The organism is Streptomyces sp. TOM-9 (assembly GCF_056858595.1).
The window spans coordinates 653,135-668,397 of record NZ_JBXEQB010000001.1 but is presented as its reverse complement, the minus strand read 5'-3'; the positions used below and the strand labels follow the sequence as shown (position 1 = coordinate 668,397).

Sequence of the window (15,263 nt, the reverse complement as noted above, 5' to 3'; positions counted from 1 at the left end):
TCGGGGATGACGCCCGGTGGCGGCCGGGCCCTTCGGTCCGCCGGCCCGGCCGGCCGCTGTCACACATCGGTGTCACCTTCCGGTAGCCGGGCCTGTCCCTGCATGAAACAGGAGGTTAGGTCTTATGGTCTAACCATCGGACTTCGATGTTACGTTATTGTTACCGGTCGGGGTTGACGCACCGTCAAGCGTCGGCCAGGCCGCCCTGGTGGGGGTCCTCGCCGAACACCAGGGACTTGATCGTCACCGGCACGGTGCCGGACGGGTGGCGCATCCGCCCGATGTCGATCCAGTCGAAGTCCCGCAGGTTCAGCCCGTCGACGACCAGTACGTCCACGGCCACGTCGAGTTCGTCACGCAGCAGCCGGCCGAGCGTCATGGCGACGTCCCCGTCGAGCATCACGTACACCGGCAGTCCGCGGGCGATACGTTCCGCCAGGCCGTCGCGGACGCCGCGGGCGAAGGGCAGCAGCCGGTCGTGGCCCGGCGGCCCGCTCCACGACATCGCGAGGGCCACGTCGGCGCCGTCGCGCCCCGCGTCCAGCGCGACCAGCCGGCGGCGGACCGCGGCGGCGACCGCCTGCGGGTCGACGGTCTCCCCGAGCTCGTACACCGGCCTGACCACCTGCAGGTTGCGGCGCGGCAGCAGCGCACCGGGATCGGTGACGCACCCGGTGTTGCCGCTGAGCTGGACGCTGTACTCCGAGGCCCCGAGCGCCGTGGCGCGGATGCACTCGCCGGGCGGCAGCAGCGGGAAGGGCAGCGAGCCGTCCTCGACCCGGCGGCGCAGCGCACGGCCGAGCGGGCGGCCGAGGTCGCCGAACCCCCGCTGCTCCCGGTCGTACACGTACTCCGCGACGCCGCCGGAGAACATCACCCCGTCGAAGGGACCGGCGTCCGGCAGGGGGTCGGTCAGGTACAGCCGGCCGGCGTCCGGGGGAGGCGGATCGCCGGGAGCGGTCAGCAGGCAGACCAGGGCGTCGGCCATCGTCTCCGCCACCCGCTCGGACTCGGCGTCCCACACGGTGTCGCCGAGTTCCCAGCCGTACCCCGCGCGGGCCGCGTGCCGGCGGCCCGCCGGATCGAGCCGTACGAGACGGCCCCGTTCGTCGGTCACCTGCAGCCGCCCGCCGACGTGCACGGCGGCGGTGGCCACCACCTGCCCGCGGTCGACCACGGCGAGCTTGGTCGTCCCGCCGCCGATGTCGACGTTGAGGATGCGCTGTCCGCGGTCGTAGGAGGCCTGCGCCGCGCCGGATCCGTACGCGGCGAGCATGGCCTCCATGTGGTGGCCCGCCGTCGCGGTCACCAATTCGCCGCCGCGCTCGGCCAGCACGCCCGCGATGGCCTCCGCGTTGCGCCGGCGCAGCGCCTCGCCGGTGAGGATCACCACCCCGGTGTCGACGTCCGCGGGGTCCACGGCCGCGTCGTGGTAGGCCTTGTCGATGATCGAGCCGAGCGCACCGGCGTCGATGTGCTCGTCGCTCGCGTACGGGGTCAGTTCGACGGGGGACCGGTACACGGTGTCCCTGCGGACCACCAGGTACCGGCTCGTCAGGTCCTCCCCGATCCGGCGCAGGTGCAGCCGGGAGAAGACCACCTGGGTGCCCGACGACCCGATGTCCATCCCGACGCTGTGCAGCGTGACGTTGTCCTGCCGCCAGATCGGGTTGTCCTCCAGGGCGCCGGCCACGTCGTCGTCGTGCACGTGGTCGTGGGCGGGGGTGTACGCCGAGTGGACCGTGCGCCCCCCGTCGTCGTCGCTGTGGTCACCGGAGTGCCGCACGGTTCCCGCTCCTTGGCTGTGTCGGTCGTCAGGCGGAGACGGATTCCCCGGTCGGCGCGGGCGGCAGCGTGGCGGTCTCCGCCTCGTACACGGCGTCCATCCGCGGCTCCATGCCGTGCTTGGACAGTGCCTCGCGGAAGGTCTCGCGCACGAAGGGCGACTCGTCGGCGTAGTCGATCTGGTCGCCGCCGATGCGCCGGCTGATCCAGGCCTTGGGCACGCCCTGGGCGTTCCGCACCGAGACCACCTCGTGCTTGAAGGCCAGGTAGCGGGCCGGTTCCGGACCGGTGTTGAAGTGCTGGTGGAACCACATGTTGGGGGGCACGATCAGCGAGCCGGGGCCCCACTCGTAGCGCCGCGGCTCCTCGCCCTCGGGCCACATCAGGCTGTAGCCCTCGCCGGACAGGATGATCACGTGGGCGCCCGGGCCGTGCCGGTGGCCCTTCTTGTAGGTGGCGGTCGGGAACTGCGATATGTGGCTGTTCATCGAGCCCTTGGCCATCGCGAAGCGGATGTGACCGCCGCCCGCACCGCGCTCCTTCGCCTCGACCAGCGGCAGGTTGACCGCGTCCGCGACGAAGTTGGTGTCCAGCAGCAGTCCCTTCTGCTCGCCCTTGGGGGAGAAGTAGTCCGGCTCGCCCGCGAAGCGGTCGGTGAAGTCCCTGGGGGTGTGGAAGACGAAGTCGGCGTCCCCGTAGAGGTTGATCACCGGCGGCAGGTTCGTGGAGGAGACGAAGCGCGCGGTCTTCCGGCCGGAGCCGTTGAAGTGCTGGTGGTGGGCGTTGAGCGGGATGGCGAAGATCGACCCGGCCTGCCACTCGAAGGTGACCTCGGCGCCGGCGTCGTTCCAGACCCGTGTCGAGCCCTGTCCGTCGAGGACGAGGATCATCTCCTCGAACAGCTGCCGCTGGGGCGCCAGCCTCCCGCCCGCCGGGATCTCGCACACGTAGCAGTCGTTCGAGGTCCGGGTGGCCTCGTGGTTGATGAACACGCCGCGCCCGCCGCGCCGTTCCCACGGCTTCAGCTCGACCGTGCGCAGGTCGGGCACGTAGTGGGCGGCGATGATGTCCAGCCCTTCGGCGGCGACCCAGCGGGTGTAGGGGGATTCCTTCTCCGTGGCGAACTTGGCCGCCAGTTTCTCGTTGACGATCGCGTCCTTGGCCATGCGTCGGCCCTTCGTGGTTCGGCTCTCACATCACTGAGTGGGCTGAGTGGGTGGCAGATTGGTAGAACCATAAGTCCACGGTGAGGGCCCGTCAACGCTGTGTCGCACTGGGTTCGCGCCCCTGCCCGGCCACCTCCGCGGCGGCCGCGGCGGCGCCCGGAGCGAGGTAGCGACCCCCGCGCACGACGGGTCGGAGGGCCTCGTCCAGGCCGTAGACCAGCGGGTTCCCGGTCGGGATGTTCAGTTCCTTCACCTCCTCGCGGCCGAGTCGGTCCAGGTGTGCGACCAGCGCCCGCAGGGAGTTGCTGTGGGCGACGATCAAGACCGTACGCCCGGCGCGGAGATCGGGCACGACCACGTCGTGCCAATGCGGCAGCAGGCGTTCCGTGACGTCCGCCAGCGACTCGGTGCGCGGCAGCAGGCCGGGTGGCAGGTGCGCGTAGCGGGGATCGTCGCAGGTGTCCCACGGGTCGCCCGGCGCGATCGGCGGCGGGGTGCCGTCGTACGAGCGGCGCCAGTGCCGGAAGCGCTCCTCGCCGTAGCGGCGCAGCGTCTCGTGCTTGGCGCGTCCCTGGAGCGCGCCGTAGTGACGTTCGTTCAGCCGCCAGTGGTGCGTCGCCGGTACACCGGGGCGGTCGGCCGCCGCCGTGGTGAGCGCGCCGGTGCGCACCGCGCGGGTCAGCACCGAGGTGTGCAGCGAGTCCGGGAGCAGTCCCGCCTCGCGGAGCAACCGGCCGCCGTGCCGGGCCTGTTCCTCCCCGCGCGCCGTCAGGCCGACGTCGACCCAGCCGGTGAACCGGTTCTCCGCGTTCCATTCGCTCTCGCCGTGGCGGAGCAGGACCAGTGTTCGCATGGCGCCGATTGTGGCCCGCGCGACGGTCCCTTGTTTCGTTCTCGCGGCATCTGGTCTAATGGACAGACCATGAACCGATGGCCATGGCCTTTCGGCCTGTCCATCGCTTCGGCAATGTCCCACCACGAGAGAAAGAGGGACCGTGCCCAAGGTGATCTTCGTCGGCAGTGACGGTCCCGAACACACCGTCGACGCGGCGGTCGGTGACTCGGTCATGTCGGCCGCGGTCAGGAACGGTGTCCCCGGGATCGTCGCGGAATGCGGCGGCAACCAGTCCTGCGCGACCTGCCACGTGTGGGTCCGCGAGGAGTTCGCGGCCCTGGTCGGCCCGCCCGGCGAGATGGAGGACGACCTCCTCGACCTCGCCGTCGAGGAGCGGCGCGACACCAGCCGCCTGGCCTGCCAGATCCGCGTCACGCAGGAACTCGGCGGACTGACCGTCGACATCCCCCCGCAGCAGCCCTGACCGCCCGGCGGGCGCTGCCGGCGCCGCCGCACCGCACGCTCACCCACCGATCCGCCGCCGCCCGGCGGTCAGTTCCGAAAGGGAAACGGCCGTGCTCAGAAAAGACATCAACGAGCTCCTCACGCAGACCGGCCCCGGCACGCCCATGGGCGAGCTGTTCCGGCAGTACTGGATCCCCGCACTGCTCGCCGAGGAGCTCCCCGGGGACGACTGCCCGCCGGTGCGCGTGAAACTGCTGTCGGAACGCATGGTCGCCTTCCGCGACAGCGAGGGACGCTACGGCCTGATCGACGAGTTCTGCGCGCACCGCGGCGCCTCCCTCTGGTTCGGCCGGAACGAGGGCTCCGGGCTGCGCTGCCCGTACCACGGCTGGAAGTACGACGTCACCGGCCAGTGCGTGGAGGTCCCCTCCGAGGCCGACAACAGCAGCTTCTGCCAGAACGTCCAGCTCACCGCGTACCCGCTGGTCAGGATCGGCGACGTGCTGTGGACGTACATGGGCGACAAGGCCACCCAGCCGCCGCTGCCCGCATTCGAGTGGTGCCACGTGCCGGCCGAGCAGACCTACACCTCCAAGCGCTGGCAGCAGTGCAACTGGCTGCAGGCCTTCGAGGGCGGCATCGACTCCAGCCACGTGACGTTCCTGCACTCCGGCGGGCTGAAGACCGACCCGCTGTTCAGGGGCGCCAAGGGCAACGAGTACAACATGAAGGACACCAAGCCCTTCTTCGAGGTCGCCGACAGCGAAGGGGGACTCTTCGTCGGTGCCCGCCGCAACGCCGAGGAGGGCACCTACTACTGGCGCATCACGCCCTGGGTGATGCCGGCCTTCACGATGGTGCCGCCCCGCGGCGACCACCCCGTGCACGGCCACTTCTGGGTGCCGATCGACGACGAGAACTGCTGGACCTACTCCTTCGACTACCACCCCGTCCGCGCGCTCACCGACACCGAGCGGCAGGCGATGGCCGACGGCCACGGGGTCCACAGCAAGAATATCCCCGGCACCTACCGGCCCGTCGCCAACATGGACAACGACTACCTGATCGACCGTGAGGCCCAGCGCCGCGGCGACACCTACTCCGGCGTGGCCGGCATCGCCATGCAGGACGCCTCGCTCCAGGAGAGCATGGGCCCGGTCGTCGACCGCACCCGCGAGCGGCTCGTCCCCGCCGACAGCGGGATCATCAAGGCCCGGCAGAAGCTCCGCAAGGCCGCGCTCGCCCTGCGGGACCAGGGGGTGACACCGCCCGGCGTGGACCCCGAGCACCAGCGGGTCCGCTCGGCGGCGGTGGTCCTGCCGCAGGCCGAGTCCTTCCTCGACTCCTGCCGCGACGCGGTCAAGGTCACCCCCGGCGTCCCCCAGGCATCGGTCTGACGTGGCGGCGCCCACCGTGTACCCGAGCGAGAGCGCGCGGGCGGCCTCCGCCGGCGAGTCCCGGTTCAGGATCCGCGTGCCCATCGCGCCGGCCCGCGCCGCCCGCGTCATCGGGCTGGACGGCCGGGCGACCGCCGTCGCCCGGAGGCTGGCCGAACACCCCTGGGCCCACGCCCGGTTCTACACCGGCGGCGGCCCCCGCCCCGCCGGGACCGACGACCCCCTGCTGCACGCCCTCGACGGCACGCCCGCGACGCTGCCCGCGGTCCTGGACGGCAGCGACGTCGTCGTCGTCCTCGCCACCGAGGACGGCGGCCGGGCCACGGCCGCCACCATCGGCCGGTTCTGCTGGCAGCACGGCATCACCACCGCGGGCGTCGTCCTCGGCGACGGCTTCGAGGCCGACGACGCCGTCGCGGCGCTGCGCCCCTACGCGCGGGTGCTGCTGCTCTCCGCCGACGAGGGCGACGTCTTCGAACTGCTCACCGCACTCAGGGTCTAGGAGGACGTGGCATGCCCGGCAAGACCAGCCTGCGCGATCTGCGGCGTATGAAGGAGGAGGGCCGCAAGATCGTCGGCGTCGTCGCCTGGGACCACCAGATGGCGCGCATCGTGGACCGGGCCGGGGTCGACCTGGTCTCCGTCGGCGACACGGTCGGGGTCAACCTGTGGGGGCACGCCAACCCCCTCGAGATCACGATGGACGAGATGCTCGTCGTCACCAAGGCCGTCCGGCGCGGCGTCAGCAGGGCCCTGCTCAGCGCCGACTTCCCCTTCGGCCCGCTCCAGGAGGGCACCGGCAGCGCCGTACGGGCGGCGATCCGCTTCGTGAAGGAGGCGGGCGTCGACATGGTCAAACTCGACGGCGCCCCGGACTTCCTGGAGGCGGTGGCGGCCGTCACCCGCGCCGGCATCCCGGTGTTCGCCCAGTTCGGCATCACGCCCCAGACCGCGCTGCGCTACGGGGTCGCGTACCGGGCGGTCCCCTCGGCCGCCGACCAGGTGCCGGAGGAGATGACCGACGCCCTCGTCGCCGAGGCCAGACGGCTGGAGGACGCCGGCGCCGCGCTGCTCAACTTCACCAACTCCGGCCCCGTCGTCGGCGCGGCCGTCGCCGCCGCCGTCTCGGTCCCGGTCGTCGGCGGATTCGGCGGCGGCCCCTGGCTCGACGGCCGGATGCGGATGGCCCACGCGGCCATCGGTTACTCCGCGGACGCCATCGACGACCCGCCCGAGTCGTACGCCAACGTCGCCGCCGTCACGCTCGACGCGATCACCGCGTACGCGGCGGACGTCCGCGCGGCCCGGCAGATCCCCGGTGGAGTGCGCGTGCCGCCCGCCGTCCCGCCCGCCGGCTGAGCCGCACCACCGAGAGGACCACCGCGCATGCCCACCGCCGTCATCGACGGGATCCCCACGCGCTACGAGACGGCCGGCTCGGGGCCGCCGCTGCTGATGTTCTCGCCAGGCGGCTTCGACTCCAGCCTGGAGGGCTGGCGGACGGTCGGGGTGTACCGGAGGCTGCGGCTGCTCGACCGGCTCACCGAGCGGTACACCTGCATCACCTTCGACCGGCGCGAGTCCGGGCGCTCCGGCGGCCGGGTCGAGCGCCTGTCCTGGGCGGCCTACGCCGCCCAGGGCCGCGGTCTCCTCGACCACCTCGGCATCGCACGGGCCCACCTGATGGGCGGCTGCGTCGGCTGCTCGACCGCGGCCGCGCTCGCGGTGGCCCACCCGGAACGGGTGCTGGGCATGGTGCTGTACTCCCCGGCGGGCGGGGTGAGGTACCGCATGAAGCAGCACGCCCGCTTCGAGCGGCACCTCGCGTACGCCGCGGAGCACGGGCTCGGCGGGGTCGTCGACCTCGCCAGGACCACCGGTGCCGGTTTCACCGCCGACCCCCGCGTCGGGCCGTGGGCCCATGTCATCCGCGGCGACGCGGAGTTCGCCGACGCCTACGCCCGCACCGACCCCGAGCGGTACCGGGTGACCGTCGCCGGGTCGGCCCGGCTGCTCTTCGACCGCGACACGGTCCCCGGCCCCGAACCCGAGGACCTGCTCCTGCTCGACGTCCCGGCCCTGGTCGTCCCCGGCCAGGACGACTCCCACGCGCCCTCGGCGGCCCGCTACCTCCAGGAGTGCCTGACGCGCTCGGAGTTCTGGGAGGTCCCGGTCGCGGAGCAGACGGCGGTGACCGCGGCGGACCGGGTGCTGGGGTTCCTGGGCGGCGCGGACGGCGGCTGACGGCCGTCGCGGCGTCATCGGCGTGCTGCCGGGCACCGGCCGGGCGGGCTCCCGTATCTCCGTGGGCCCGCCCGGCCGCCCGGCCGTTCTCAGCGGCGCAGGAGGCGGCGGCTGACGATCGCGCAGATCGCGATCAGCGCGGCGGCGAAACCGAGGAGCGCCAGCCGCTGCGAGACGTACAGCGTGCCCACGCCGAGCCCGAGGACGGGCACCGCCAGGCCGATGTACGCGGCCAGGAACAGGCCCGCGAGGGCCTCGCCGCGGCGCCGCGGCTCCGCCAGGGAGACGACCGTGGACACGGTGCCCTTGAAGAGCACACCGGCACCGGCACCGGCGGCCATGCCGCCGGCCAGGAACAGGCCGAAGCTCGGCAGCCACACGGCCGCGGTCACCGCGGCCAGTCCGGCCACCATCGAGGTGAGGCCGGTCGCCAGCTGACGCCGGGCGCTGACCCGCAGCAGCAGCGCCTGCGCGCCGGCCGCGCAACCGAAGTCCAGGAACGGCACCAGACCGGCCAGCGCGCGCGAAGGGTGGTGCAGCGTACCGGCGACGAACGAGGGCCCCACCGAGGTGAACAGGCCCAGCACCGCGAAGGCCGCCAGGGTCGCCCCGCAGGCGGCGAAGAACGCCGGGCGCGCCGCCGGGGGGACCGTGACGCGCTGCGGCCGGTAGGCGGGGCGCTCCTCGGCCCGTTCCACGGTCTCCGGTACGAGCGCCACACCCGCGGAGGCGAGCAGCAGCAGCCCGAGGAAGACCAGGTACGGGGTGCGCAGCGGCGCCCCCGCGTACTGGGCGAGCAGTCCGGACACCAGCGGGCCCACCGCGAAGCCGCCCATGTTGGCGGTGGTGGAGATCAGGTCGGAGCGGCCCCGTCCCGCATGCGGCCGCGCGGTGGTGTGCAGCTCCGCCAGGTGCGCGGTGGCCGTGGCGGTGATCATCCCGACGCCCAGCCCGGAGACGACGCGGGCGGCGATCACGACCCCGAGCGACGTGGACGTCAGGAACATCACCGCCGAGAGGGCCTCGACGATCACGGCGGGCAGCAGGACGCGGCGCCGGCCGAACCAGTCGGAGACGTGCCCGGCGAGGAAGAGGCTCACGACGACCCCGACCGCGTAGGCGGCGAAGGCGACCGTGACCATGAAGGTGGAGAAGCCCTCACGGGCCTGGTAGAGCGCCCACAGCGGGGCCGGGACGGCGGTGAAGGCCATCGCCACGAGGAAGGCGAAGGCGATGACCCAGAAGCCGGAGCCGTGCCCGAGCGGGCGCCGGCGGTCGGAACGGACGGGAGGGCGGGCGGTGACGCCGACGCGGGAGGCGGGCCTGCCGACGCGCCGTGCGGTGGCCGTCTGGGGGGACACATCTTCTCCTGAGCTGACGAAATGATTGAACGCTCAAAGAGTGCGTCGGGAGGTACCATCGCGTCCAACGATGATCCGTGCTCGCATCGAGCAATCTGATGGATGGTCAGCCATGGAGCTCCGTCACCTCGAGTACTTCCTCACCGTTGCCGAGGAGCTGAACTTCACGCGCGCCGCCCGCCGGCTGCACGTGGTGCAGTCCGGGGTGTCGGCGGCCGTCCGGGCGCTGGAGCGCGAGCTGGGGGCGCCGCTGTTCGAGCGCACCTCCAAGCAGGTCGCCCTCACCGCCGCCGGGGAGGCCTTGCTCCCTGAGGCACGGGCGACGCTGGCCGCCGCGCAGGCGGCCCGGGACGCCGTCGGCCAGGTCGCCGGTGGGCTGCGCGGCACCGTACGGGTCGGCACGATGACCTCCATCGCCCTCGTCGACCTGCCGGGGCTCTTCGGCCGCTTCCACGCCGACCATCCCCGGGTCGGCATCCGTCTCAGCGCGTCGATCGGTGGTACCGCGGGCCTCGTCCAGGGCCTCGTCGACGGTGAGCTGGACGTCGCGTTCGTCTCGCTGCCCGGCAGGCCGCCGGCCGGGCTGACCGTCCGGTCGCTGGCCACGGTGCCGCTCACGGCGGTCCTGCCCGCCGGCCATCCGGCCGGAGCCGGATCCGCGGTGGACCTCGCCGACCTGGTGGGGGAGCCCTTCATCGACTCGCCCGTGGGCTTCGGGAACCGCCTGGTCGTCGACCGGGCGTTCGCCGCCGCAGGCCTGGAGCGCTTCGTGGTCATCGAGGTCACCGACATCACCATGACCGCCGACTACGTCCGGCAGGGCCTCGGCGTGGCCATCATGCCGTCCTTCGCGGTCGCCGCGGACGACCCGGGCGTGTGCGTGCGCCCCGTCGCGGGCGGGCCCCTCGAGTGGTCGCTGGGGGTCGCCTACTCCTCGGTGCGCCGGCCCGGCGCCGCGCTCACGGCGCTGCTGGCGCTCATCGGCCGGTTCGTACGCGTCCCGCCCGGAGCCCCGTGAGGACGGCCGTGGTGACCAGGGCGTACGCCACGTGCGGCACGAGGTCGGAGATCCAGTCCGACCGCGACCAGGTGCGCGGATCCGTCACGCGCAGCACGGTCATCGGGCCGTTGGTGCCGATCAGCGCTCCCACGGTCGCCGTCGCCGTCAGCACGGCCGTGGCCGGGCGCCAGCCGCAGCCCACGGCCAGCCCGAGCGTCGCGCCCATGCCCGCCCCGGCCGCGATGCCCGTGAGGGCGCCCAGCGAGGAGATGCGGTTGCGGCGGGCGGCGTCGTCGCCGGGGATCGGTACGTGCGTGGTCTCGGAGAGCCGTTCGACGGTGGTCGCCGGGGCGGAGCTGGCGCCACGGCCGCGCAGCAGCATGTCCAGGTAGCCCACGGTGTTGAGCGCCGTCGTGCCCGCCGCGCCCGCGGCCGCCCCGCACAGCACCCCGTGCACGGGTCCGAAACCGTTGCGGCCCGTCACGGGATCACCGCGCCTCGGTCGGGCGCGCCGTCGCGCCGGGGGGAGGGAGTGCCGGTCGTCGCGTGCATACCTTCCAGTAACGCGCCGGACCTCGCACCGCGCCACCTGAGCCGTGGCACGTCCGCCGCGCGGCTCAGGCCCCCGGGGACCCCGGCGCGGTGGGGGAGGGGCGCCGTTCCAGGGCGGCGATCTGCTCGACGCGGCGCTGGTGCACGCCGCCCTTGAACGGGGTCTCCAGCCAGGCCGCCACGATCTCCTCGGCCAGGTCGGCGGTGAGCACCATCGCCGCCAGCACCAGCACGTTGGAGTCGTTGTTCCCCCGTGAGATGCGGGTGCTCCACACGTCGTGGCACAGGCCCGCCCGGATGCCGGGCATCTTGTTGCAGGCGACGGTCTCGCCCAGGCCGCTGCCGCCCAGGACGATGCCGCGGTCGGCGGCGCCGGCGACGACCCGGTCGCAGACGTCCGCGCACAGCGGCGGGTAGTCGACGGTGTCGGCGCTGTGGCTGCCGCGGTCGTCGACGGTGTGGCCGCGGGCGGTGAGCCAGGCGGTCAGCCGGGCCTTGAGGGCGACCCCGTTGTGGTCCCCGGCGATGGCGATGCGCACCATGTCTCCTCCTTCGGGGGACGTCAGGCGGTCAGGTCGCGGGTGGTCTCGGCGAACAGGCCGTCGAGCGGCACCGCGCGGTCGAGGATGCGCTGGTCCACCGCGTGCCGCAGCAGTTCCTCCAGCACCGCCCTGTTGGGCTCGATGCCGTACGGCAGCGGGTCGGCGCCGGTGGTCTCCATGACCCGGCGGTACATGCCGTCCGTCGCCGTGCCCGAACCGCGGGTGCCGTCCCGCAGCCCCTCGACGTAGCGAGACTTGGCGCGCGCGAAGGCGTCGAAGACCTCGGCACCCAGTTCGGGCCGGGCGGCGAGGAGTTCGTCCTTGACGACGACGAGGTGGTTGACCGGGTAGAGGCCGCGTTCGCGCAGGGCCGTGAAGCCCGCCTCCCGCGCGTCGGGGATCAGCGGCGCCAGGGCGGGCGACTTGGGGGGCGGCCCGATGACGGCGGCGAGTTCGCCGGCGAGCAGCATCTGCTCCAGGGAGCGTCCCGGTTCCATCGGGACGACGTTGGCCGGCGGCCGGTAGTCGGCGACGTGCTCGTCACCGGAGAGCACCCAGGTCACCCGGCTGAGGTCGACCCCGTACTCGTCCCGCAGGACGGCCCGCGCCCACACGCCCGTGGTGACCGTGTAGCCGCGGCTCACGCCGACCCGGCGGCCCTCCAGGTCCTTGGGTCCGTGGACGTCCGAAGCGGGGTCGTGGTGGATCGCGCCGTGGTGGAAACCGCGGACGAGGAAGGCGGGGACGGCCGTGAACCGGGCGCCGTGCGCCTTCGCCACGAGGTAGGTGGTGAGCGCCATCTCGCTGACGTCGAACTCCAGCCCGCGGACCATGCGCCGGAAGGCGTCGACGAGGACGGGCACCTCCTCGAAGTCGAAGCGGAAGCCGTGCGGGGTGACGGCGCCGGTCTTGAGCGCCTCGTTGTTGCCCTGCGTGCGCGTGACCGTCCTGAGCCGCGCCGTGCCGTCCATGCCGTCCGCCCTTCTGACGCTTCCTGACACAGGGAAAGGTACCATGGTCAGACCATAAGGCCATAGACTAAGGTGCCTCGCGAACAGCCCCTACACGAGGAGAGGCCATGGCCGAAAAGGTGCTGGCGGCGGTCAGGACGGGCCCGGGCACGACCGAGCTGCGAGAGTTCGCGATGCCCGACGTCCCTGACGACGGAGCCCTGTTGAAGGTCGAGGTCGCGGGCATCTGCGGCACCGACGTGAAGATGTACCGCAAGCCGCCCTTCGCCGATCCCGTGATCATGGGTCACGAGAACGTCGGCGTCATCGCGCGGGCCGGCCGCACCTTCACCGAGCGCAAGGGCCTGCGCGAGGGCGACCGCGTCTTCGCCGAGCACTACGTCGGCTGCTTCCGCTGCGAATGGTGCCACCGCGGCGAGTACCGGCACTGCGAGGCCACCGACTGGCGCACCAACCCCGACGCCCGCCGCTACGGCTACACCTCGGCCGACCACCCCTACCACCTGTGGGGCGGCTTCGCCCAGTACCTCTACCTGCCCTGGAACGCCGTGACGCACCGCGTCCCCGACGGGGTCTCCGCCGAACTCGCCGGACTGGTCACGCCGTTGTCCAACGGCATCGAATGGGCCCTGGTCACCGCGGGCGTCGGCTACGCCTCCACCGTCCTCATCCAGGGGCCCGGGCAGCAGGGCCTGTCCCAGGTCGTCGCCTGCAAGCAGGCCGGCGCCGCCACCGTCGTCGTCACCGGCACCACCCGCGACGCCGCGCGGCTCTCCCTCGCCCGCGAACTCGGCGCCGACCACGTCGTCGACGTCCAGCGGGAGGACGCCCTCACCCGCGTACTGGAGATCACCGGCGGCCGCGGCGTCGACGTCGTCCTGGACTGCACCGCGGGCGCCGGCACCGCACCCGTCCTCCTCGGCATCGACGCGCTCAAGCGCCGCGAGGGCGTCATGGTCGTCCAGGGTGAACTCGCCGCCTTCCCCGACTTCCCCATGAAGAAGCTCACCGAGAAGTCCATCAGCCTCAAGAGCGCCCGCGGCCACAGCTACCGCTCCTGCGAACTCGCCCTCGAACAACTCGCGTCCGGACGCTTCCCCCTGGAGAAGCTGAGCACCCACAGCTTCCCGCTCGCCGAGGCCGACCGCGCCATCAGGACCGTCGGCGGGGAGACGGGCGAGGACGCCGTGCACGTCTCCCTGCTGCCGTGGGCGGCGGCATGAGCGTCGTCGTCCGCAACCCCCGCCGCGCCGACCGCGCCACCGTCGACGCCCTCGCCGCGTACGGCGTCGCCACCGTCCACGAGGCCCAGGGCCGCACCGGGCTGCTCTCCCCGGCGCTGCGCCCCGTCTGGCCGGGCGCGCACATCGCCGGCACCGCCGTCACCGTCGCCGTCCCGCCGGGCGACAACTGGATGATCCACGTCGCGGTCGAGCAGTGCCGCGACGGCGACGTCCTCGTCGTCGCCCCCACCTCCCCCTCGGAAGCGGGGTACTTCGGGGACCTGCTCGCCACCTCCGTCGCCGCCCGCGGGGTGCGCGGCGTCGTCATCGACGCCGGCTGCCGCGACGTCGCCGACCTGCAGCGGATGGGCTTCCCCGTCTGGGCACGGCACATCAGCGCCTTCGGCACCGTCAAGGAGACCCTCGGCGACGTCAACCTCCCCGTGGTGTGCGCCGGGCAGCACGTCGCCCCGGGCGACGTGATCGTCGCCGACGACGACGGCGTGGTCGTCGTCCCCCGGCTGCGCGCCGCCGACGTGCTGGCGGCCTCCCGCGCGCGCGAGGAGAAGGAGGCGGGCACCCGGGAGCGCTACGCGAACGGCGAACTCGGGCTCGACGTCAACGCCATGCGCGACCGCCTCGCCCGTAAGGGCCTGACCTATGCCGACGCCGACGCCGACCAGGAGGCCACCGGTGATCATTGACGTCCACGGCCACTACACCACCGCCCCGCCACAGCATCAGGCCTACCGCGACGCCCAGCTCGCCAGGCTCCGTGATCCCGCCCTCCCCGCCCCGGCGCCCACCGCCATCAGCGACGACGCCGTCCGGGAGAGCATCGAGGACCACCAGCTCAAGCTGCTCCGCGAACGCGGCGCCGACCTCATGCTCCTGTCCCCGAAGGCCTCGGGGATGGAGCACCACGTCCCCGACCGCGCGACCGCCCGCGACTGGGCCCGCGCGAACAACGACCTCGTCCACCGCGTCACCACCCTCTTCCCCCGGCACTTCGCCGGGGTGTGCCAGCTGCCCCAGACCCCCGGCGGCCCGCTCGACGACGCCGTCGCCGAACTGCGGCGCTGCGTCACCGGCCTCGGGTTCGTCGGCTGCAACCTCAACCCCGACCCCTCGGGCGGCCACTGGACCGCACCGCCGCTCACCGACCCGTACTGGTACCCCCTCTACGAGGTTATGACCGAACTGGACGTCCCCGCGATGATCCACGTGTCGGCCTCCTGCAACCCCGCCTTCCACGCCCTCGGCGCGCACTACCTCAACGCCGACACCTCCGCCTTCATGCAGTTCGTGGAGGGCGAACTCTTCGCCCGCTTCCCCGCGCTGCGCTTCGTCGTCCCGCACGGCGGCGGCGCCGTCCCCTACCACTGGGGCCGCTACCGGGGCCTGGCCGTCCGGCTCGGCCGCCCCGACCCCGCCGAACACGTCATGAAGAACGTCTGGTTCGACACCTGCGTCTACCACCAGCCCGGCATCGACCTGCTCCACCGGGTCGTCGACACCGGCAACATCCTGTTCGCCTCGGAGATGCTCGGCGCCGTCCGCGGCGTCGACCCCGCCACCGGCATCGCCTGGGACGACACCAAGCAGTACGTCGACCGGGCCGGCCTCACCGAGGGGCAACTGCGCAAGGTCTACGAGGACAACGCCCGGCGCGTCTACCCGCGCCTGGACGCCCGGCTCACAGCGGAAGGCAGGTAGCCCGCA

16 protein-coding genes are annotated in these 15,263 nt (G+C 72.9%); 9 read left to right on the top strand and 7 right to left on the bottom strand.

Annotated elements, in window-relative coordinates; translation table 11 throughout:
* Positions 1 to 184 precede the first annotated feature (184 nt).
* The 3 genes from AC1VWI_RS03075 to AC1VWI_RS03065 all read right to left on the bottom strand — a co-directional run bounded on the left by AC1VWI_RS03075 (position 185) and on the right by AC1VWI_RS03065 (position 3,804).
* Entirely contained in the window at positions 185 to 1,786 is a 1,602-nt protein-coding gene (locus tag AC1VWI_RS03075) for an ethanolamine ammonia-lyase reactivating factor EutA (RefSeq protein WP_499509338.1), read from the bottom strand.
* A gap of 28 nt (positions 1,787 to 1,814) precedes the next feature.
* Positions 1,815 to 2,951 (bottom strand): cupin domain-containing protein, encoded by a 1,137-nt coding sequence (locus AC1VWI_RS03070; protein WP_499509337.1) that lies wholly within the window; start codon positions 2,949 to 2,951, stop codon positions 1,815 to 1,817.
* A 91-nt stretch (positions 2,952 to 3,042) separates the two neighbouring features.
* Positions 3,043 to 3,804, bottom strand: coding sequence for a 2,3-bisphosphoglycerate-dependent phosphoglycerate mutase (locus AC1VWI_RS03065; RefSeq protein ID WP_499509336.1), 762 nt, complete (start codon positions 3,802 to 3,804; stop codon positions 3,043 to 3,045).
* A gap of 142 nt (positions 3,805 to 3,946) precedes the next feature.
* On the opposite strand from AC1VWI_RS03065, the gene AC1VWI_RS03060 reads away from it, so the two are divergent.
* From AC1VWI_RS03060 to AC1VWI_RS03040, 5 genes are all read left to right on the top strand, one after another.
* Entirely contained in the window at positions 3,947 to 4,270 is a 324-nt protein-coding gene (locus AC1VWI_RS03060; protein WP_499509335.1) for a 2Fe-2S iron-sulfur cluster-binding protein, read from the top strand.
* Positions 4,271 to 4,361: 91 nt separating this feature from the next.
* Entirely contained in the window at positions 4,362 to 5,648 is a 1,287-nt protein-coding gene (locus AC1VWI_RS03055; RefSeq protein ID WP_499509334.1) for an aromatic ring-hydroxylating dioxygenase subunit alpha, read from the top strand.
* 76 nt (positions 5,649 to 5,724) lie between these two features.
* Positions 5,725 to 6,150, top strand: a complete 426-nt coding sequence (locus AC1VWI_RS03050; RefSeq protein WP_499509333.1) for a 3-methyl-2-oxobutanoate hydroxymethyltransferase — start codon at positions 5,725 to 5,727, stop codon at positions 6,148 to 6,150.
* 11 nt (positions 6,151 to 6,161) lie between these two features.
* A complete protein-coding gene (locus AC1VWI_RS03045; RefSeq protein ID WP_499509332.1) occupies positions 6,162 to 7,007 on the top strand; it encodes a 3-methyl-2-oxobutanoate hydroxymethyltransferase in 846 nt (281 codons plus the stop codon).
* A 27-nt stretch (positions 7,008 to 7,034) separates the two neighbouring features.
* Positions 7,035 to 7,892, top strand: coding sequence for an alpha/beta fold hydrolase (locus AC1VWI_RS03040; protein ID WP_499509331.1), 858 nt, complete (start codon positions 7,035 to 7,037; stop codon positions 7,890 to 7,892).
* A gap of 89 nt (positions 7,893 to 7,981) precedes the next feature.
* Here AC1VWI_RS03040 and AC1VWI_RS03035 read toward each other — a convergent pair whose 3' ends face one another.
* A complete protein-coding gene (locus AC1VWI_RS03035; protein WP_499509330.1) occupies positions 7,982 to 9,253 on the bottom strand; it encodes an MFS transporter in 1,272 nt (423 codons plus the stop codon).
* A gap of 112 nt (positions 9,254 to 9,365) precedes the next feature.
* On the opposite strand from AC1VWI_RS03035, the gene AC1VWI_RS03030 reads away from it, so the two are divergent.
* On the top strand, positions 9,366 to 10,271 hold the full coding sequence (locus tag AC1VWI_RS03030; protein WP_499509329.1) for a LysR family transcriptional regulator: 906 nt from the start codon (positions 9,366 to 9,368) through the stop codon (positions 10,269 to 10,271).
* On the opposite strand, the gene AC1VWI_RS03025 is transcribed toward AC1VWI_RS03030, so the two are convergent.
* The 3 genes from AC1VWI_RS03025 to AC1VWI_RS03015 form a co-directional block, all read right to left on the bottom strand.
* Complete coding sequence (locus AC1VWI_RS03025) at positions 10,231 to 10,737, bottom strand: hypothetical protein (RefSeq protein ID WP_499509328.1); 507 nt, start codon at positions 10,735 to 10,737, stop codon at positions 10,231 to 10,233. The two genes, AC1VWI_RS03030 and AC1VWI_RS03025, sit on opposite strands and share 41 nt — an antisense overlap.
* A gap of 133 nt (positions 10,738 to 10,870) precedes the next feature.
* Complete coding sequence (locus tag AC1VWI_RS03020; protein WP_499509327.1) at positions 10,871 to 11,347, bottom strand: RpiB/LacA/LacB family sugar-phosphate isomerase; 477 nt, start codon at positions 11,345 to 11,347, stop codon at positions 10,871 to 10,873.
* Positions 11,348 to 11,367: 20 nt separating this feature from the next.
* Positions 11,368 to 12,318, bottom strand: coding sequence for a substrate-binding domain-containing protein (locus AC1VWI_RS03015; RefSeq protein ID WP_499509326.1), 951 nt, complete (start codon positions 12,316 to 12,318; stop codon positions 11,368 to 11,370).
* 107 nt (positions 12,319 to 12,425) lie between these two features.
* On the opposite strand from AC1VWI_RS03015, the gene AC1VWI_RS03010 reads away from it, so the two are divergent.
* Genes AC1VWI_RS03010 through AC1VWI_RS03000 form a run of 3 tightly spaced genes read left to right on the top strand, consistent with a single transcriptional unit; the run spans position 12,426 to position 15,257 of the window.
* On the top strand, positions 12,426 to 13,541 hold the full coding sequence (locus AC1VWI_RS03010; RefSeq protein WP_499509325.1) for a zinc-dependent alcohol dehydrogenase: 1,116 nt from the start codon (positions 12,426 to 12,428) through the stop codon (positions 13,539 to 13,541).
* Positions 13,538 to 14,245, top strand: coding sequence for a 4-carboxy-4-hydroxy-2-oxoadipate aldolase/oxaloacetate decarboxylase (locus AC1VWI_RS03005; RefSeq protein ID WP_499509324.1), 708 nt, complete (start codon positions 13,538 to 13,540; stop codon positions 14,243 to 14,245). The genes AC1VWI_RS03010 and AC1VWI_RS03005 overlap by 4 nt, the downstream gene beginning before the upstream one ends.
* Positions 14,235 to 15,257, top strand: a complete 1,023-nt coding sequence (locus AC1VWI_RS03000) for an amidohydrolase family protein (RefSeq protein ID WP_499509323.1) — start codon at positions 14,235 to 14,237, stop codon at positions 15,255 to 15,257. Before AC1VWI_RS03005 ends, AC1VWI_RS03000 begins: the two co-directional genes overlap by 11 nt.
* Positions 15,258 to 15,263: the final 6 nt, after the last annotated feature.